At 58.9% G+C, this 18,856-nt stretch carries 14 protein-coding genes and 1 pseudogene; 7 read left to right on the plus strand and 8 right to left on the minus strand.

The features are described 5' to 3' along the window. The first annotated feature begins 21 nt into the window (after positions 1-21). The 3 genes from NH396_RS00300 to NH396_RS00310 all read left to right on the plus strand — a co-directional run bounded on the left by NH396_RS00300 (position 22) and on the right by NH396_RS00310 (position 2,530). Positions 22-903, plus strand: a complete 882-nt coding sequence (locus NH396_RS00300; protein WP_253060834.1) for a LysR family transcriptional regulator — start codon at positions 22-24, stop codon at positions 901-903. Positions 904-1,055: 152 nt separating this feature from the next. After that, on the plus strand, positions 1,056-1,520 hold the full coding sequence (locus tag NH396_RS00305) for a methylenetetrahydrofolate reductase C-terminal domain-containing protein (RefSeq protein ID WP_253060836.1): 465 nt from the start codon (positions 1,056-1,058) through the stop codon (positions 1,518-1,520). After that, entirely contained in the window at positions 1,517-2,530 is a 1,014-nt protein-coding gene (locus NH396_RS00310; RefSeq protein WP_253060838.1) for a methylenetetrahydrofolate reductase, read from the plus strand. Before NH396_RS00305 ends, NH396_RS00310 begins: the two co-directional genes overlap by 4 nt. A 202-nt stretch (positions 2,531-2,732) precedes the next feature. Here NH396_RS00310 and NH396_RS00315 read toward each other — a convergent pair whose 3' ends face one another. Then, the gene (locus NH396_RS00315) at positions 2,733-3,647 is read right to left on the minus strand and encodes a LysR substrate-binding domain-containing protein (protein WP_253060840.1); all 915 of its coding nucleotides are present in this window, start codon (positions 3,645-3,647) and stop codon (positions 2,733-2,735) included. 611 nt (positions 3,648-4,258) lie between these two features. Here NH396_RS00315 and betT point away from each other — a divergent pair. Then, the gene (gene betT / locus NH396_RS00320; RefSeq protein ID WP_253060842.1) at positions 4,259-6,385 is read left to right on the plus strand and encodes a choline BCCT transporter BetT; all 2,127 of its coding nucleotides are present in this window, start codon (positions 4,259-4,261) and stop codon (positions 6,383-6,385) included. 236 nt (positions 6,386-6,621) lie between these two features. Here betT and NH396_RS00325 read toward each other — a convergent pair whose 3' ends face one another. Next, positions 6,622-7,551 (minus strand): LysR family transcriptional regulator, encoded by a 930-nt coding sequence (locus tag NH396_RS00325; RefSeq protein WP_253060844.1) that lies wholly within the window; start codon positions 7,549-7,551, stop codon positions 6,622-6,624. 112 nt (positions 7,552-7,663) lie between these two features. Between NH396_RS00325 and NH396_RS00330 the strand changes: the two genes are divergently transcribed. The 3 genes from NH396_RS00330 to NH396_RS00340 all read left to right on the plus strand — a co-directional run bounded on the left by NH396_RS00330 (position 7,664) and on the right by NH396_RS00340 (position 11,540). Beyond that, a complete protein-coding gene (locus tag NH396_RS00330; RefSeq protein ID WP_253060846.1) occupies positions 7,664-8,545 on the plus strand; it encodes a phytanoyl-CoA dioxygenase family protein in 882 nt (293 codons plus the stop codon). A 127-nt stretch (positions 8,546-8,672) separates the two neighbouring features. Next, entirely contained in the window at positions 8,673-9,956 is a 1,284-nt protein-coding gene (locus NH396_RS00335) for a Xaa-Pro peptidase family protein (RefSeq protein WP_253060848.1), read from the plus strand. 96 nt (positions 9,957-10,052) lie between these two features. Further along, the gene (locus tag NH396_RS00340; protein ID WP_253060850.1) at positions 10,053-11,540 is read left to right on the plus strand and encodes a CoA-acylating methylmalonate-semialdehyde dehydrogenase; all 1,488 of its coding nucleotides are present in this window, start codon (positions 10,053-10,055) and stop codon (positions 11,538-11,540) included. 132 nt (positions 11,541-11,672) lie between these two features. Here the strand turns inward: NH396_RS00340 and NH396_RS00345 are convergent, their stop codons facing one another. From NH396_RS00345 to NH396_RS00370, 6 genes and pseudogenes are all read right to left on the minus strand, one after another. Further along, positions 11,673-12,515 carry a nitrilase-related carbon-nitrogen hydrolase gene (locus tag NH396_RS00345; RefSeq protein WP_253060852.1) on the minus strand — a complete coding sequence of 281 codons (843 nt, stop codon included), beginning with the start codon at positions 12,513-12,515 and terminating at the stop codon, positions 11,673-11,675. A 258-nt stretch (positions 12,516-12,773) separates the two neighbouring features. Further along, positions 12,774-13,655, minus strand: a complete 882-nt coding sequence (locus NH396_RS00350; RefSeq protein ID WP_253060854.1) for a glycine betaine ABC transporter substrate-binding protein — start codon at positions 13,653-13,655, stop codon at positions 12,774-12,776. 102 nt (positions 13,656-13,757) lie between these two features. Next, entirely contained in the window at positions 13,758-14,489 is a 732-nt protein-coding gene (locus NH396_RS00355) for an ABC transporter permease (protein ID WP_176677396.1), read from the minus strand. Between the two features lie 4 nt (positions 14,490-14,493). Further along, entirely contained in the window at positions 14,494-15,675 is a 1,182-nt protein-coding gene (locus NH396_RS00360) for a betaine/proline/choline family ABC transporter ATP-binding protein (protein ID WP_176677397.1), read from the minus strand. Positions 15,676-15,720: 45 nt separating this feature from the next. Beyond that, positions 15,721-16,389: an ABC transporter permease gene (locus NH396_RS00365; protein ID WP_176677398.1), complete on the minus strand. Its 669-nt coding sequence runs from the start codon at positions 16,387-16,389 to the stop codon at positions 15,721-15,723. Between the two features lie 512 nt (positions 16,390-16,901). Continuing rightward, positions 16,902-18,043, minus strand: a pseudogene (locus NH396_RS00370) (IS3 family transposase). Positions 18,044-18,856 lie beyond the last annotated feature (813 nt).

The following is an 18,856-nucleotide window of genomic DNA, read 5'->3' on the forward strand; positions in this document are numbered from 1 at the left end:
ACTTTGAAGAGGATCGACGCGATGGTCGCAGAGCTGAAGATCACGCCGCTGCGCTATGTCCTGGCAGTGGTGGATCACGGTGGTTTTCACGCTGCCTCTCGTTATCTGCATCGCACCCAGCCGGCCCTGTCGATGGCCATCCGCGAGCTGGAAAACCGCCTGGGGGAGGCGCTGTTCGAGAAGGGTGCCAAGGCGACCCTGACCCCCTATGGCAGCTACTGCGTGCCGCGCTTTCGGGAGCTGATCAATCAGCATGATCGTCTCAGTCGGGAACTACAGGCGCGCGCCGCCAAGGAGGCAGGCCAACTGGACATGGCAGTGGTGCCGTCAGTGGCCAGCCGACTGATGCCGAAACTGCTCTCCGAGTTCGTCAATCGCTATCCGGGGATCAAGGTCGGCCTCCACGATGGCAACGCCGATTTTGTCCGCGAGCAGGTCATCAGCGGTCAGGTCGACATCGGCATCACCAGCCTGTGGGGATTGGAGGAAGAATTGCTCTTTCATCCGTTGTTTCATGACGAAGTCGGCGTGGTCTGCCGTGACGATCACCCCCTGGCCGAGCGCCAGACCCTGACATGGCAAGCACTGGAGACAGAATCCCTGATCGGCAATGGCACCTCGCGGCTCTTGCAGGGCACGGCGGCCGAGTCACTGCTTGAGATGCATGCCTTGTATATCTCCAACATGATTTCGTTGACCGCCACGCTGGTCGCCGGGATGGGGATCACGACGCTGCCCCGCCTGGCGTTTCCGCAGGAATATGAGCGCCTGCGATTCATAGAACTCGCCGAACCGCGTGTCAGTCGCGAAGTGGGCCTGATTCGCCGCAAGGGCGCCAGCTTGTCGCCGGCGGCGCAGGCTATGGAGAGCTTCATCATAGAAAGCCTCGCCGTCGAACAATGAGCCCTTCCTGTCACGTCGCTCGAGCCTTGGACTGCGCCATTCGATGGTGACGCTGTCGCCCACGGGATGTCGGCCCGGGTGGCGGCCGTGCGAAGATAGCGCTTTGAAACGCCCATGGCGTTACCCCCGCCAGGTTTTGACAGGAGGCATGCGTGTATTCGATTCGTCTGTGGGCCGCACGTCACGCGCGACTGCTGGAGCTCACCTATCAGGCCGTCGAACCGGTGATCATCAAATTGCAGCCGCTGTGGAAGTCCGTCGGTTACGCACGCGCCGAGAAGCCTGTCGCCAGGCTGGAGCAAGCCTGCAAGGGCTTGCTGTTTGACTGTCAGATGTGTGGCCAGTGCATTCTGAGTTCGACCGGCATGTCCTGCTCAATGAACTGTCCCAAACACCTACGCAACGGCCCCTGCGGTGGTGTCATGCAAAACGGCAACTGTGAAGTCGAACCGGACAAGCGCTGTGTCTGGGTAGAAGCTTGGGAAGGTAGCCAGCGGATGAAGGACAGCGATGCGATCCAGATCGTGCAGTTGCCGGTGGACCATCGCCTGCAGGGCACCTCATCCTGGCTGCGCGTGGCCCGGCGAGCCGCTGAGCGTCGAGAGAGCCTGAAATGACCTCCAGACTCACTATCCCCGACAACACCCAACTGTCACCTGCCGAAGGCGTTGGCAACGTCGGTCGCCTCGAGCAGGTACTCAGGAGCGGGCAATTCGCCGTCACCGCCGAGCTGGCGCCGCCCGACTCGGCCGACCCGCAGGAGGTGCATGCACGCGCGCAGCTGTTTGCCGGTCATGTGGATGCCATGAACGCCACCGATGGCTCGGGCGCCAACTGCCACATGTCGAGCGTAGCGATGTGCGCCCTGCTGGCCCGCGAAGGCCATGAGACGGTGATGCAGATCTCGTGTCGTGACAGAAATCGCATCGCCATTCAGGGCGATGTGCTAGGAGCCGCGGCGCTGGGCATCCGCAATCTGCTGTGCCTGACCGGGGACGGCGTGCAGGTCGGGGATCACCCCGAGGCCAAGCCGGTGTTCGACCTCGACTCCCTGTCGCTGCTGGAAATTGTCGCCGGATTGCGTGACAAGCACACCTTCGCGAGCGGCCGGACACTGACCTCAGCGCCTCAGGTATTTCTGGGCGCAGCCGCCAACCCCTTCGCCCCGCCCTTCGCGTTTCGCCCTCATCGACTGGCCAAGAAGATTGCCGCCGGCGCCCAGTTCATCCAGACACAGTACTGCTTCGATCTGCCACGCTTTCAGGACTTCATGCATCGTGCCCGTGATCTGGGGCTGCTGGAGAAATGCTTTATCCTGCCCGGCGTCGGCCCGCTGGCCTCGGCACGCACCGCCGAGTGGATGCGACGCCATGTTCCTGGCGTGCATATCCCGGATGACGTGCTCAAGCGCTTGAAGGGAGCCCGGGATCAGAAGGCGGAGGGCCGGGACATCTGCATCGAGATGATCCAGCAGCTGCGTGAGATCGAGGGCGTCAGCGGCGTGCATGTCATGGCGCATCGTCAGGAAGCCTTCGTGCCCGAGATCATCCAGCGCGCGGGCATTCTGGGGTCGCATGGGCTATATACGCCGCAAGCCCCGCTGGGCGCTACATCGCCCATTGGCTGATATGTTTCCGGGTCAAATCCATGAATCGATATCCCGCCATGCGCAAATTGCTTGTCTCGGCGGGCTATCAGATCTGCGCATATGAAGATGCTGGCATGCTTGAAACCAGCAAGATCGTATTCAAGAAAACGCTGTAGCCTTGCCGAGGGGGACGCGCTGCTGAAGGCTCAATCCTCAATAGCGCCTCTGGACACATCACTTCTCATGAGACCTCTGCTACCGGCGTTGTAAAACTCGCCTTGATCCAGTCCATCAGTGCCTGTTTGGCCGCAGAGTGCTCATCGGGATTTACGTCGATCAATACATACCCGCAATCAGTACTCAGCCCGAATTCCTCCAGCGCGATCAGGGTGCCCGATGCCAGCGCTTCCTCACACAGACCCTGCCAGCCAAGTGCGACCCCCTGGCCTGCGGCGGCGGCCTGCAAGAGCAATGGGTAATTGTTCAGTGTCAGTTCGCGTTGTCCGCCATCCCCATGAATGCCCTGCGCAGCGAGATAGGTCGGCCAATCCATCCAGGCCTGGCCCTGTTCGGCTGTCAATGTGAGCAGCGGCAAATGGCTGAGCCGCTGAAGGTTCTCGATCGGACCGTGCCGCTCCAGAAATTCTGGACTGCAGACAGGAAAGACTCGCTCACGCAACAGGCGTGGCCGCGAGTCATCTCCCTTACAGAACAACAGTGCCACGTCGATCTCCTGCATCGAGTGATCGAGCACGCCCTGATTGGTCATGCAGTGCACATCAATGCTTGGGTGAAGCCGACGAAACTCTGGCAGGTTAGGCATCAGCCACGCACTGGCAAAGGCAAAGTCAGTCAAGATATTGAGTGTCGGCGAAGGCGTCAGCTGCTGAATGTCATTTAGGCTCTTTTCAATGACCGCGAATCCCTCCTGCACACTACTGAATAATCGCTCGCCAGCTTCCGTCAGACGAACCCCACGGTGCACTCGTTTGAAAAGAGTCATCCCAAGGGCCTCCTCAAGCGCGCGGATCTGCTGACTGACAGCAGACTGGGTAGAACGCAACTCCTGAGCGGCGTGCGTGAAGGCACGATGGCGTGCAGCCACCTCAAAAACGCGCAAAAGGTTGGGTGACACATGATGACCAATCTTTGCCATAAGCTCAGTTAATACCTTCTGATTAATAATGAGGCAGTTTACAGATTAACGAGGCTCATGGAGACTCGCGACTGCATAACATTTCATGATAGTAAAATCGCTGGTAAAGGCCATATTCCGGAACGCTCCATAACCAATATTAATGCAGGGAGTACAGGGCTCGCCCTACCACTTCATACCCTGCACTCACGAGCGTATTACCTGCTGCCTAGCAATATGTGAGTCACGACGTCACATCCTGACTTTCCGCTGGATCAGCGCTCCATGCAGGGCACATGTGAGTCACGACGTCACATCCTGACTTCCCGCTGGATCAGCGCCCCATGTAGGGCACCCGTCGTCCGGCCTTTTCTCGTTTTTTGCGCTGGGACACAGCGTCAAGGTCAACGAAAAGCTCGTGCCAGGTGCCTCGAGACTCATGATGTCTGTGCCAGATCAATGATCTGGCTTGCCATGCTGGCTCATCTACCAGTGACACAACCTGTTATCCAAAAGATCAATATCACGACGGCGACCCAGCCTCCTGACGCACTACCGGGCTGAAACGACAACTCAATGGTTTCGCCATATCGACTCCCCCTCCCCAACATTCCAGGAGCTTGAGATTGAGCATGACACCCAAGGATGACGACCCTCTAGCCACGCGCGATGAACCGCAAACAGAGCCAAGCAATCACCTCAACCATGCGGTGTTTCGGTATTCGCTGATCGCCATCGTGCTGCTCGTGGCGTATGCCATAGGCTTCACGGAACAGGCCACTGCCTTCTTTGGTGATTGCCTCGATTGGATCGGGAACACCTTCGGCTGGTATTACATGCTGGCCGTCACGCTCTATGTCATCTTCGTGGTCGGTATCGGCCTGTCACGCTTCGGACGCATTCGACTGGGGCCTGACCACTCGCGCCCCGAGTTCTCGACACTCTCCTGGGCGGCCATGCTGTTCGCTGCAGGTATCGGCGGCGCAATCCTCTTTTTCGTGGTATCCGAGCCACTGTCGCACTTTCTGACACCTCCAGGGGGCTCAGGCACGACAGAAGAGATGCAACGCCGAGCCATCGTGCAGACCTTCATGCACTGGGGGATTTCCGGCTGGGGAGTCTTTGTGGTGATGGGAATGGCGCTTGCCTATTTCAGCTATCGTCACCGATTGCCGCTTGCCATTCGCTCGACCCTGTTCCCGCTGCTTGGCAACCGTATCTATGGCCCCATTGGCAATGCGGTAGACATCACGGGGGTGCTGGCTACCGTTTTCGGGATCGCCACGGCACTCGGGATAGGCGTGATGCAGATGAACTACGGCCTGAACTATCTGTTCGGTGTCGACGAAGGACTGATCTCCCAGATCCTGATCATCATCATGGTCATCGTACTGGGCACGATGTCCGTGGTATCAGGTGTCGAAAAAGGCATCCGCCGCCTGTCGGAACTGAACCTGCTACTGGTCGGAGGGCTGGTGCTGTTCGTGCTACTTCAGGGGCCCACGTTACACCTTCTCAATGCATTGGTAACGAATGTAGGGGATTATGCGACCGCTTATCTAGGGTTGAGCTTCGAAACCTATGCCTACGCCCCTGATAAACAGTCATGGTTCAACAGCTGGACCGTCTTCTTCTGGGGCTTCTGGATTTCCTGGGCTCCGTTCGTGGGTCTGTTCCTGGCGCGTATCTCCCGCGGTCGCACCATCCGCCAGTTTGTAGCTGGTGCGCTATTCATTCCCTTATCCTTCGTCATGATCATGATGAGTGTTTTCGGCAACTCGGCCATCGAGATGGTGCAATCCGGCGCGGTGGAGCTGGGCGAGCAGGCGCTCAATACACCGCAGACCAGCATCTACACCTTCCTGGAACAACTGCCCGGTGTCGGCTTTACCGCGAGCCTGCTGACATTGTTGAGCATCGTGTTCTTCGTGACATCTGCCGATTCCGGAGCACTGGTGCTCGCCAACTTTACCTACGTGCTGCGTGACGTGAACCACGACGCCCCCATACGTCTACGCATTCTCTGGTCCGTCCTCATTGGCGTGATTACCATCGCCCTTCTGATGGCAGGCGGCCTCAAAACCCTGCAAAGCGTCGCCGTGATCACGGCTCTCCCCTTCTCTGCCGTCATCTTCATGGTCATGATCAGCATGTACCGCGCGCTGAACATTGAAAACGAGAAAGCCGATGCCCGTCAGTTGACTTCTGCCGTCAGTGGAGAAGACAGCGATTGGCGGGAGAGGCTCTCGCGCACCCTGGATGGCACGACACGCCATGGTGCCGTCAGCATACTCAAGCACTCCGTACGTCCCGCCCTGCAACAGCTTGCCAATGAGCTGCAATCGCACGGTCATCAGGCCTCGGTCACGAACCGGGACAGTGATGAGGTAGAGGACGGATGTCCAACGCTGCAGGTTGATTTTCCCGGGGCGCCCAGTTTCCTGTACCAGGTTCGTCCGTGCCGCATGCGCACCCCAAGTTTCCTGCCGGCAGATGATGATTACTATCTACGGCTGGATGTCCACCTCGCCGAAGGTGGTATCGGACAGGACCTCAATGGCTTCACACGCAATCAGGTCATTCACGATGTCTTGAATGAATACCAACGACACCTGCAATTCCTCAATCAAGTCGATAAGAACCTTGATCTGGCCAATATCCCGGCCGGGCACATGATGCAGGAGCCAGTCGATGAGGTTAGCCCTCAACCGAAACAGGAGGCTCAACCTGCCTCCGAACCGCTGGCAGAGCGTTCCTGATACTCGCGATCTCCTGGTACGTGTTTCGCTAATACTTCCCCACGCTTGAATACGACACGGGCCCCCTGACCGGGGCCCGTGTCGTTTTTGTGCTTGTAGATCCCATGATCTGGTGCAACACATGCGGCAGCGTCGTCTTCTGCTGCGAGGTATCGCGCCCCCTCATACCGTGAATCGAGAAGACTTATCACCAGGACAGCAATGACATTGACGGCCTTATCAATCCGGCCCCGACGTCACCCTTTGACGTCAGCTACCTCCTGGCCTTCCTCCAATGTCTTGTGATTGCTTGCCACTAACGCTCCGACCTCTTCCAGCTTGCCCTTGCCGGTGACGATGGCTTCCAGATGATCGCAGAAGTCACTCAGCGCATCGCTGACGTGGCCCGGCGAGCGATGAAGCTCGATCTCGACATGGCCAAGCGGCGGCAAGCCTTCGTCATCGCCGACGATACGACAGCCGGAGGGCACGCTGCGTGGAGTCTTGACGGTCAGTGCCAGTCCGGCTTTCACCGGCAGGTTGATGCCTGTCGGTGACTGGCTTGAGTAACGCACATCCCACTGCCGATCATCCCGTCCCAAGGCGGCGAAGGCATGCGCTCGGAAGATGCATCCTTCCGGATTGAGCGCGAGCGGCAGTACCTCCCAGTCTGCAAGCGATTGGTCCTCAGCGACCACCCACACCATACGTTCACGCCCTAGAAGTCGTCCGGTATGCGTCGGGCCATGGCGCACTACCAGCACGGCATCCAGCAACCCTTCCTGAAAGTCTCTCACCAGTGATGCGCTGATCTTGCACGTCATTTCCAGCCGCACGTCAGGGTGATCTGCGGCGAAGCGCGACAGCAATTCAGGCAAGTAGGTACTGGCCTGCTCCTCGGAGGTGCCTAGTCGGATGAGTTCATTCTTGCGATCAACCCCGAGCACCTGACGCGCTTCATCCTGCAGCTTGAGAATGTGTCGCGCATAGGGGAGCAACCGTCCTCCCGACGCAGTGAGTTCTACCCGACGGCTGGTGCGGGACAGCAGCGCGCCTCCCATCTGATCCTCCAGCCGCTTGATCTGCAAACTCACAGCAGACTGGGTGCGATGCAGCACCTTGCCGGCGGCACTGAACCCTTCACATTCGGCCACCGTGACAAAGGCACGTAGCAGGTCGGTATCCATGATCTATGAGCCCTCGCAATGCATTTCATCTTGACCATTCATTTCTATTATCAAAACACGCCCTCTAACCTATTCCTACGTTATTTATTGATCAGGTAACAGGAGCTGGGGCATGCACGCAATCGAACAGCAGGCCAGTGAGTCCTCTCTCGATGGGCTGATAGACCTTGTACATTATCCCATCCACCGACTGACAGAAGCGCGGGGTCGCGAACTGATGCGCCGATGCCGCGAACAGCTCGCGCAGGATGGCTGCGTCGTGTTGGAAGGTTTTGTGCCGCAGGAGGCACTGGCACGACTGGAACAGGAAACGGAACGCCTTTCACCGCTGGCGCACTACAACCAGACCGTCACCAACCCCTACAACAGCGACGGCGATGACTCACTGCCCGCATCGCATCCGCGCAATCGCTTCGACGATCGCACCAACGGATTCGTGGCGGGCGATCGCATCGGCGCGGACACCCTGATTCGTCAGGTCTACTCGCATCCCGATTTTCAGCACTTCATCGCCAGCGTCGTGGGCATGGACGACATTCACCAATATGCCGACCCGCTCGCAGATCTGGTCGTCAACGTGTTGCGCGATGGTTGCCAGCACCCTTGGCACTACGACACCAACGAATTCATCGTCACCATGATGACCCGCAAATCCGACGCGGGCGGCCGCTTCGAATACGCTCCCGGAATCCGTAGCCCCGAGGGCGAAAACTTCGAGGGCGTCGAAAAAGTGCTCGATGGCGACCGCTCGCGCCTGACCGCCATCGATCTGAAGCCGGGCGATCTGCAGATCTTCTTCGGCCGCTACTCCCTGCATCGTGTTACCCCGGTTCGCGGTGAGCGTGAGCGCCATACCGTGATATTCGCCTACGCCAAGGAGCCCGGCTTCATCGGTCGCCCTGAGCGCGCCCAGCGAATCTTTGGCCGTATGGCACCTATCCACGAGCGTCTGCTCAAGGAAGGCATGCAGCGCAGCGACAACCTGGCGGACTGACACATCCTGGCCCTGCGCGTCCTGTCTTGTACCGGAACCTCTCCCCAGAGTCTTTGATAGCGCCTGTGCCAGCCCTTTGCCCAACGCTTTTCCTGACCTTTCACCTGACCGTGAGCCGAGACTATCCATGAGCATCGTCGATTTTGAACGACTGACTGACAGTGAACCCACAAGCTTCCCGATCGTGCCATCCGCGCCAATGGCCAATGGTGACAGCATCGCTACGGCATTCGACCCTGTTAAGCTGCGTGGCGGCCGCCTGGCTCGCCTGCGCGCCATGATGGCGGAACAGGGCTACGCCGCCGTGGTGCTGTTTGATCCCAACAATCAGCGTTACGCCACCGGCTCGCGCAACATGTTCGGCTACTTCCTGCGCAACTCCACTCGCTACATCTACGTGCCTCTCGAGGGACCAGTGATCCTGTTCGAGTACCCCGGCAGCGCCCACATCTCGACCTGGCTGGAAACCATCGATGAATCGCGCACCTCCAAGGTGGTGTGGTCCGCCGTCAACCAGCGCGACAATCTCTCTAGCGACCCGTTCGGTATCGAGATTGCCCAGTTGATCGAGGAACATGGTGGCGGCAATCGGAAGGTCGGGCTGGACCGCTGCACCCTGAATCTGGCGCGCTCGCTGGAAGCACAGGGACTGGAAGTCTTCGACTGCATGCAGGACACCCTGCACTGTCGTCGACTCAAGACGCCTGAGGAAATTGCCTGCCTGGCCCAGTCAATGGCAGGAAGCGAGGCCGCGGTTGCCGCCGTGGAAGCCGCCATCAAGCCCGGCGTCACCGAGAATGAGCTGTTCGCCATCATGTATGGCGATGTCATCCGCCAGGGCGGTGAGTTCATCGAGACCCGCCTGTTGTCGTCCGGGCCGCGCACCAATCCGTGGTTCAACGAGGCCAGCGACCGCGTGATTCGCCCCGGCGAGCTGGTCGCGCTGGATACCGACACCATCGGCTGCCATGGCTACTACTCCGACTTCTCACGCACCTTCCATGTCGGCCCGGGCCGCCCGACCGCCTATCAGCAGAGCCTCTACCAGATGGCGCACGAGCAGGTGCACCACAACATGTCGATCCTCAAGCCTGGCATCAGCTATCGCGAGATCGCCGAGAGCGCCTGGAAGATTCCCGAGCGCTTCCTGGACCGCCGTTATCCCTCGATCATCCACGGTGTCGGCATGCATGGCGAGACACCACTGGTCGCACACCACATGGACTTTGATCGCTTCTCCAAGGATGGCGTGCTGGAGCCCGGCATGGTCGTTTCGGTAGAGAGCTATATCGGTGAAGTGGGCGCGGCCGATGGCGTCAAGCTGGAGGAAGAGGTGCTGATCACCGAGACCGGTATCGAGAAGATTTCGCGCTATCCCTTCGATGAGGCACTGCTGGGGCGTCAATTCTGAGCACTGGTCAATCCGGGCACACAGCGACCTCAACACGAGAGAGCGACTATCTCTTCCACCTTCACCGCGACTGAACACAAGGCTGAAAACTGACCGATGGATACCCTGACTCACCTGATTGGCGGTGACGCCGTGACTGGCGAACGCACCCTGGATGTGCTCAATCCGGCCACCGCGCAAGCCGTGCGCCGTCTGCCACTGGCCGATGCCGCCATCATGCAACGCGCGATAGAGACCGCCAGCGATGCCCTGCCCGCCTGGCGCGCCATGCCGCCCGCCAAGCGCGCTCAGGTCATGTATCGCTTCAAGACATTGCTGGAACGGGATGCTCAGGAAATCTGCGCCCTGATCAGTGAAGAGCACGGCAAGGTGCTCGACGACGCCATGGGCGAACTCAAGCGCGGCATCGAGAACGTCGAATATGCCTGCGGCGTGCCGGAGCTGCTCAAGGGCGAGTATTCCCACAATGCCGGGCCGAGCATCGACACCTGGTCCAACCATCAACCGCTGGGCATCGTGGCCGGTGTCACGCCATTCAACTTCCCGGCCATGGTGCCGCTCTGGATGTTCCCCATGGCGCTGGCCTGCGGCAATGCCTTCATCCTCAAGCCGTCGGAGCAGAGCCCGTCGGCGGCCAACAAGATGGCACACCTGCTGCAAGAAGCCGGACTGCCCGCGGGGCTCTTCAGCGTGGTGCATGGCGATCGCGAAGCCGTCGAGGCGCTGATCGCGGCCCCGGAGGTCAAGGCGATGAGCTTCGTCGGCTCGACACCCGTGGCGCGGAGCCTCTACGAAGGCGGCACGCGTCAGGGCAAGCGGATCCAGGCGTTGGGAGGCGCCAAGAATCACGCCGTGGTATTGCCGGACGCCGATCTCGACAACGCCGCCAGCACCTTGATCGGTGCCGCCTTCGGTAGCGCAGGCGAGCGCTGCATGGCCATCTCGGTGGCCGTCTGCGTGGGGGATGACACCGCGGATGCCCTGATCGAACGCCTCGCGCCTCAGGCCCGCGCCCTGAGCATCGGCCCGGGCACTGAACCCGGTCACGACATGGGCGCGCTGATCAATGCCTCGCAGCGCGACAAGGTCGCCGGCTATATCGAGGCAGGCGCCAGCGCTGGCGCCCAGCTGATCGTGGATGGCCGCACTCACCCGCTGGTCGAGAACTCGCCAGGCTTCTTCATGGGTGCCACGCTGTTCGATCGCGTCACGCCGGACATGAGCATCTATCGTGACGAGATCTTCGGCCCGGTACTCTGCGTGGTGCGCGTGGCAAGCTTCGAAGACGCCATCGCGCTGATCAATGACCACCAGTACGGCAACGGCACCTGCCTCTTCACCCGCGATGGCGAGGCCGGGCGTCGCTTCGCCGACCAGATCGAGGTCGGCATGGTCGGTATCAATGTGCCCTTGCCGGTACCGGTGGCCTTCCACAGCTTCGGCGGCTGGAAGGACTCGCTGTTCGGTGACCTGCACGCCTATGGCCCCGACGCGGTGCGCTTCTATACCCGGCGCAAGAGCGTGTCCCAGCGCTGGCCTGAGCGCAGTGCACAGGAAGCCGCCCAGTTCAACTTCCCATCCTGATCCGCGATTGAAAGACGCCCGCGACGCAACAAGACGCCCGCGCCAGAACTCTGGCACGGGCGTCTTGTTGTTCGACAGGTTTATCTGTCTTGCTTCCAGGGTTGATCAGCGCCTGCTGCTGACACCAACCGCTCAGCGATAACCCAGCATCAGGTCACGGACCAGCGGCGTGTCGGCGTCGCGATGTGTTGGCAGCTCGAAACGGGCCTTGGCGATCGCGGTACGCGAAAGCTCGGCATGTATCAGCATCTCGCGGTCTTCCGCCTGGGCCAGCGTTTCCCCGCGCGGGCCAAGAATTCGCGACCCGCCCCAGAAATGACTGCCGCCTTCCGGCCCGAAGCGATTGGCCATGATGACCGGCGTGCCGTAAGTCATGGCATAGAACTGGAGGTTGATCGCCCAGTTCTGCTCGTTGGAGAAATCATCGCTGACAATGCCCGAGGCCGAATTGATCGGCGCACACAGCACGGTGGGACGCGCGAGCATGGCGGCGTGAACTAGTCCCGGATTCCACAGGTCCGCACAGATCAGTGAGGTGGCCGACCAGCCTTCGCGCACATCGTTCTTGGTCAGATCGCTGCCGTGGGTGAACAGCTTGCCCTCCTCCAGCCCACCGTAGGTCGGCAGATTCAGCTTGCGATGCACAGCTTGCAGCGCGCCGTGCTGCAGAATCGCCAGGGCGTTGTAGTACTCCCCGGGGCTGGCTTCTTCGACAAAGCCGACCACCAGCTGCATGTCGCCTGCGGCACGCGCGAGCATCAACAAACGCGGGTCATGCGGCGGAAAGGCCAGATCAATGACCCGGCTGCCCATGCCATAGCCCGTCAGCGACAGCTCCGGAAAGACCAGTAGGTCCAGATCAACATCTCGCGCCTGATGGATGATGTCGAGATGACGTTCCAGGTTGGCCTCAATATCGCCGAGGGTGGCGTTGATCTGGGCCGCGCCAACGCGCAGGTGACCTTGATGGTGCATGGGCAAGTCTCGCAGTAAGAGGAAGAAAGGGAATGCCAATCAGCAGGAATGGAAAATGCCACGCAGAATGTCAGGCAAGGTTCGCGTGTTCAAGCAGACGGCCGCTCACTGAGCGCCAGCCAGGCATCGGTACTGATCGACGTTTCAGAGAGGGATGCGACACGTCATCCAGAGACGACAAGACCGCCCTAAGGCGGTCTTGTCGTCTCTGGCGAAGCGCCTGAGCCCCACTAGCGGACAATCAGGCGTCCCTCGTGATCACTTGAAACCGTTCTCACTCAGGAAGGTCTCGGCGACCTGCTCGATGGTCTTCTTATCGACATCGACCTGGGCGTTCAGGCTCGCCATGGTGTCGTCATTGAGCTTGGCGGACAACGCATTCATCTGCGACTCGAGTTCCGGGTTGGCCTTGAGCGACTCCTCACGCACCACCGGCGTCAGGGCGTAGGCCGGGAAGTAGCCCTTGTCGTCCTTGAGCACCGTGAAATCGAAGGCCGGAATGCGTCCATCGGTGGCGAATACCAGGCCGACATCGACCTGACCATCCCGCAGTGCCTGATAGACCAGGCCGGAATCCATGCGCTTGACGTCGGCGCGCCCGACACGGAAGTCATAGGCCTTCTGCAGGGGACGCCAGCCATCATCACGCGCGTAGAATTCAGCGTTCAGCGCGAAGGACAGCCCCTCGTCGTCATTGACCGCCTGCGCGAGGTCAGACAGTGAAGCAATACCGCGCTTCTGGGCATCCGCCTCACGCATCGCCAGTGCGTAGGTGTTGTTGGCGGCAGACGGCTCCAGCCACACCAACCCTTTCTCGCCATCCAGCTCCTTGACGCGGGCATAGGTGTCTTCCGGGCTCAGGCGCTCACTGACATCGTTGTAGTTGATCAGCGAGGTGCCGGTGTATTCCCAGTAGAGGTCGATCTGTCCATTTTCCTGCGCCTGACGCAGGACGGCGGAGCCCATGCCGGAGCGCTCTTCCACTTCATATCCGAGGCCTTCCAGATACTGACTCGTCATGCTGGCGAGGATCTGTTGTTCGGTGAAGTTCTTGCCACCCACCACAATCTCGTCAGCCTGCGCCGTGGAAAGTGATGCGGCCAGTGCCGCGCCGGTCAGCAGAGTCGTCAAGGTCTTCATGGTGTTCTCCTATCCCGTGAAAGTTCGGTTCTGCCGGTTGTTATTGTCCAGATAGTGCAGTCTCTCACCACGCGCCGAGCGAGACGGCGCGTGGAGGTTCGTTCATGCCCGTGCCGGATTGACGCCTCGCGGTACTACCAGAAATGCCACGAAAGCCACCAGCATATCCACCCCGATCGCCAGTAGCGCCGTGGGAATCGCACCCGACAACATCATGATGGGGTCATAGAGGTCGATCCCGGTGAAGATCAGCTCCCCAAGCCCACCGGCACCGATCAGGAATGCCAGCGGTACCGTGCCGACATTGATGGCCAGCGCAGTTCGGACTCCGGCAAACATCACATACAGCGCATTGGGCAGTTCGACCCGCACCAGACGCTGGAGTGGCGACATGCCGATCCCGGCTGCCGCTTCCTTCAAGGCCGGAGACACGCCCTTGAGCCCCGTGTAGGTGTTGCGGGTAATGGGCAGCAGGGTGGCGACGAACAACCCGAAGACTGCCGGTACGGTACCAATGCCTAGAAAGCTCATCGACAGGGCCAGTACCGCCAACGTCGGGATGGTGGTCCCCACATTGAGCACCTGCATGGCGGACTCAGCGAAACGCGCCATGCTTGGCCGTGACAACAGAATACCCAGCGGGACAGCGACCAGGATCGCCAGTCCGCCAGACATCGCCGTCAACCAGAGGTGCTGTACCGCCAGGTACTGGATGTCCGGTATGTAGAAGAGGAACTCTTCGATCACGCCACTGGACTGACTCCAGACGCCGGCCAGGAAGATCGCGACCACAGCCACCAGCCGCAGCAAGCCCGTGAAATTCAATGTCGGCATGGGCTTACTCCTTGTGCAGCGCAGTCGCGGACATCTCACCCTGCTGACCCGCCGCCTTCCCGCCGGCATGCGTTCGATAGCGCGAGCCCAGATGGTGGGTAATGGCGCGCTGAGTGATCTGACCGACGATTCGCCCATCGTCGTCGACGCACGGAATCCAGGTCATGTCATTGGCAAACATCAGCGAAGCTACCTTGCGCAGGTCGTCCTCCAGGCTGACCACGACCGGCACGCTCTGGAAGTGATCACGGCAATGGCCCTTGGAGGTACGAGCGATGGCGGCACTGATGATGCCGACCGGCTGGCGCTTGTCGTTCACCATCACGATGCTGTTCTGGTAGCCGTAGGCCTCGATGCGCTCGAGCGCCGTGGTCAGGGTGTCATCCGGCGTGACCATGCCAATTTCATCACTGGCCAGGTCGCGCACCTTGACCAGATTGAGGCGCTTCAAGGCACGATCTTCGCCCAGGAAGGATTCGACGAAGTCGTTCTTCGGCGCAGCCAGCAATTCATCGGGCGATGAATACTGTACCAGCTTGCCGCCGCGGAAGATGGCAATACGATCGCCCATCTTGATCGCTTCATCAATGTCGTGGCTCACGAACATGATGGTCTTCTTGAGGTCCTGCTGCATCTTGAGGAACTCATCCTGGATCACCGCGCGATTGATGGGATCGATGGCACCGAAGGGTTCATCCATCAGCATCACGGGCGGGTCCGCCGCCAGGGCACGCGCAACGCCGATGCGCTGCTGCTGGCCACCGGACAGCTCACTCGGGTAGCGCTTGAGGAAGGCATCGGGCTCGAGAGCGATCATGCGCATCAGCTCACGGGCACGCTCGCGGTAGCGCGCCTTGTCCCAGCCCAGCAGCTTGGGCACCACCGTGATGTTCTCCTCGATGGTCATGTTCGGGAACAGGCCGATCTGCTGGATCACGTAGCCGATGTTGCGGCGCAGCTCCTGGGTATCGAGATTGGTGGTGTCCTCCCCGTTGATCAGTACTCGCCCCGAGGTCGGGCGAATGATGCGGTTGATCATCTTGAGGCTGGTGGTCTTGCCGCAACCGGAGGGGCCAAGCAGGATGCAGATCTCACCGCTCGGGACCTTCATGCTGATCTGGTCGGCCGCTGTCACGGCGCCCTTCGGGGTATCGAAGACTTTTGTCAGGTTGTCGAGCTCAATCATCAAGTGTTCCTTGTCGTGTTGGCAGATTTGCGCGCAGATGACGCGTCAAGCGGCGGCCGCTGTCGTGCGGTCCATGCCCTTGGGCGTCAGGCGCTTCTGCAGCGCCAACAATGCATAGTCGACGAGGATGGCCAGTACGCTGACCGCCACCGCCCCGACAATCAGTTGCCGAGGATCAGACTGGGAAATCCCTCGACTGATGAAGGTGCCAAGCCCCCCGGCACCGATATAGGCCGCAATCGCCATCACCCCGATATTCAGCACCACGGCGGTGCGCACACCGGCCATGATGATCGGCACGGCCAGCGGAATCTCCACCATCCACAGACGCTGATTCTGGCTCATGCCCACCCCTCTGGCGGCTTCGCGCAGCGCCGGGTCGACATTGTTGATCGCGGTATAGGTGTTGCGAATGATCGGCAGCTGCGAATACAGCAGTACGGCGATCACGGCCGGCAGATAGCCGATGCCCTGCCCGATCAACGACAGGATCGGAATCATGATGCCGAACAGCGCGATGGAGGGGATGGTCACGATGATCGAGGCGATATACAGCACGGTCTTGGCGGCTCGCTCGTTCTTGGTGATCGCGATACCGATGGGCACGCCCGTCAGGGTGGCGATGCCCACCGCCACCCCGACCAGCGAGATGTGCTCAAGCGTGCGTGTGGTCAAGAGCTCCAGATTGTCCAGAGCATACTGGATCAGTTCCAAGCGGGATCTCCTTGCTTTTATTGTGTCCTGTTCGGCACGGCAGGCTTGAGCCGGCGTCACAGGTGTCAGGGCAGGTATATCATCAAGCGAAGTCGCTGAGATGCCGAAACGGAAACCTGCTTAGCTTAGCAAAGCGAGATAGCAGTTATTTATCGATTTGAATGAGCATGCAAAATGCCAGTTATCAAGAACAGTGATCCTCCTTGCGCCACGCGCGCCCGAGAGCACGACTGACTCACTGACGACAGGTATCACTGATTCGCTCTGCAGGTTTGGGGCCAATTCGCCACCGCTATCCGCCTTGTCCTCGGCAATGGTAACAAGAAAGTCAAAACAATTTGTAAATCATCTATTTAGCATGTGCAGGCAGGCCCCGGGCACAGCGGAACGACACACGATATTCCACTAATGCACGCTGGAGAGTATGCCGGGCAGAGCTGATGGCAGTGAGCGTCGGCAATGCGAGCCGCAGTGAAACTGAGTGTTCTGGTCAAGTGAGAGCGGACACATTGTTAAGCCGCAGCAGCCAGTTCAATATCCCTCGGCGTTCGGTAGCCTAAGGTCGAGTGGAGTCGGCAGCTGTTGTACTCCATCTCGATATATTCGATCACATCTCGCCGTGCTGCTTGGTGGGTTCCATATCGCTGGTCAGCCAGCCACTCGCTTTTCAGTGAGCCGAAGAACCGCTCCATAACAGCATTGTCCCAGCAGTTTCCCTTGCGGCTCATGGAGGTTTGGAACCCGTGCCGATCCAGCGTGGATCGGTAGTCATGTGACGCGTACTGGCTGCCGCGGTCGCTGTGGTGGATCAATCCGCTCTTGGGTTGCCGGCGCCCTACGGCCATCTCCAAGGCGTCCCGAACCAACTGTGTGCGCATGTGGTCTGCCATCGCCCAACCCACAAGTTGCCGGTCGTGGAGATCGAGCACTGCCGCCAAGTAGAGCCACCCTTCCAACGTCCAGATCGCCGTGATATCGGCCACCCAGGCCCGGTTCGGTGCCGACACCAAAAACTGACGGTTGAGCAGGTTGGGCGCCACCGGAAGGCTGTGCTCACTGTCGGTCGTATGACGCTAGCGGCGCCGCTGCTTTGCTTCTACGCCGGCTTCCCGCATCAGACTCCGGGCCTGGTAACGGCCAACCTCGTAGCCACGACGTTGCAGCTCTTTGGCGATGCGGCGGCTGCCGTAGCTGCCTCGCTTCCGACGGTGGATCTCTCTGACCTCACGGTGAAGGGCCTGGCGATGATCATCTGGGCCACGCCGTCGCCAGTCATAGAAACCACTCCGGCTGACCTGCATGACCCGACACAGCAAGGCCACTGGATAGGCGGCCTTCTCCGATTCGATGAACTGATATCTCAGCTCGAGTCTTTGGCGAAGAAGGCCGCCGCCTTTTTTAAAATATCCTTTTCAATCTGAAGCTTACGAACCTCTTCGCGGAGCATCTTGATCTCGTCGTCGCGATCATCCGCGTGTTGGCTCGAGGCGCCTGAAGTCTGTTGACGTTGCTTGCGGCACCAACGGTCCAACAAGCTACGGTCAACTCCCAGGCGCCGAGCTGCTTCGGATACGGTATATCCCTGATCGCTCACCAGGCTCACCGCATCTGCTTTGAATTCATCGGAATACCGACGTCGAGTCTTCTTGGTCATGAACACCTCCATCGCCTCTATTATGAGGCTTATCGGGGTGTCCGCTCCAATTGGACCACTTCACCGCACTGCTGACAGGCTCCACACCAGTCACGCCTCGCCCAAAAAATTTAAGAGTGCTCAAGCTTGGATCAGTAAAGGCGGGCCTCGCAGTGGCATAGATCATGCCCGCCGTCTGATACGAAAAAACCTTCTCAGGAAACAATTCTTTACAAATCGGACTTCGTCGCTGAACGCTTCTTTCTGATGCCCGGTATAGTGACGCCTGAGGAACTATATACCAAAGTATCAAAAAAGACACAACATCATGAAAATATAATATAATAAAATAGCCTAAAGATATTGGATCTAAAGCGAGAAACATAAAATTACTTGGCCAAAAAACAGCAAAATGAGAAACAAGAAAATATTAAATTAGAAATATATGAAAAACACATTAGAAAAACCCTCCTTTTTTGAAGAATAAAAACAATGTAAATTCAGATAGATAGACAACATTTGGCGAAAAATCTTACTTTTTTTAAACAACAAGAAGACAAAAAACACAACTATTTCCTCGTATCCCTAAAGAAAATTAAAGACAATATAGACGAAAACATTCCTATCAACACAATCTATCTCATGGCAACAAATATACTAAAAGAAAACAAAAAATCAGCTAATTCTCAGAAAATACATTGATTTTGTGCACTTTATTCGAAGCCGCAACTAACTTTACAAAGCTCTCTATACGCTATTTTTTTCCTAATCACACCTCTAAAAGCAATTTGTTTGTTCAAAAAGACTGTGCTAAAAGTTTTCTATCTGCAGAGG

The sequence above is a fragment of the Cobetia sp. Dlab-2-AX genome (genome assembly GCF_024124625.1).
In the GTDB taxonomy this organism is placed as follows: Bacteria; Pseudomonadota; Gammaproteobacteria; order Pseudomonadales; family Halomonadaceae; genus Cobetia.

Excerpts from the sequence above, each read along its gene's own strand:
- NH396_RS00300 (WP_253060834.1), top strand. The coding sequence starts at position 22 with ATGGTCGCAGAGCTGAAGATCACGCCGCTGCGCTATGTCCTGGCAGTG.
- NH396_RS00310 (WP_253060838.1), top strand. The coding sequence starts at position 1,517 with ATGACCTCCAGACTCACTATCCCCGACAACACCCAACTGTCACCTGCC.
- NH396_RS00315 (WP_253060840.1), bottom strand. The coding sequence starts at position 3,647 with ATGGCAAAGATTGGTCATCATGTGTCACCCAACCTTTTGCGCGTTTTT.
- betT (WP_253060842.1), top strand. The coding sequence starts at position 4,259 with ATGACACCCAAGGATGACGACCCTCTAGCCACGCGCGATGAACCGCAA.
- NH396_RS00325 (WP_253060844.1), bottom strand. The coding sequence starts at position 7,551 with ATGGATACCGACCTGCTACGTGCCTTTGTCACGGTGGCCGAATGTGAA.
- NH396_RS00330 (WP_253060846.1), top strand. The coding sequence starts at position 7,664 with ATGCACGCAATCGAACAGCAGGCCAGTGAGTCCTCTCTCGATGGGCTG.
- NH396_RS00335 (WP_253060848.1), top strand. The coding sequence starts at position 8,673 with ATGAGCATCGTCGATTTTGAACGACTGACTGACAGTGAACCCACAAGC.
- NH396_RS00340 (WP_253060850.1), top strand. The coding sequence starts at position 10,053 with ATGGATACCCTGACTCACCTGATTGGCGGTGACGCCGTGACTGGCGAA.
- NH396_RS00345 (WP_253060852.1), bottom strand. The coding sequence starts at position 12,515 with ATGCACCATCAAGGTCACCTGCGCGTTGGCGCGGCCCAGATCAACGCC.
- NH396_RS00350 (WP_253060854.1), bottom strand. The coding sequence starts at position 13,655 with ATGAAGACCTTGACGACTCTGCTGACCGGCGCGGCACTGGCCGCATCA.
- NH396_RS00355 (WP_176677396.1), bottom strand. The coding sequence starts at position 14,489 with ATGCCGACATTGAATTTCACGGGCTTGCTGCGGCTGGTGGCTGTGGTC.
- NH396_RS00360 (WP_176677397.1), bottom strand. The coding sequence starts at position 15,675 with ATGATTGAGCTCGACAACCTGACAAAAGTCTTCGATACCCCGAAGGGC.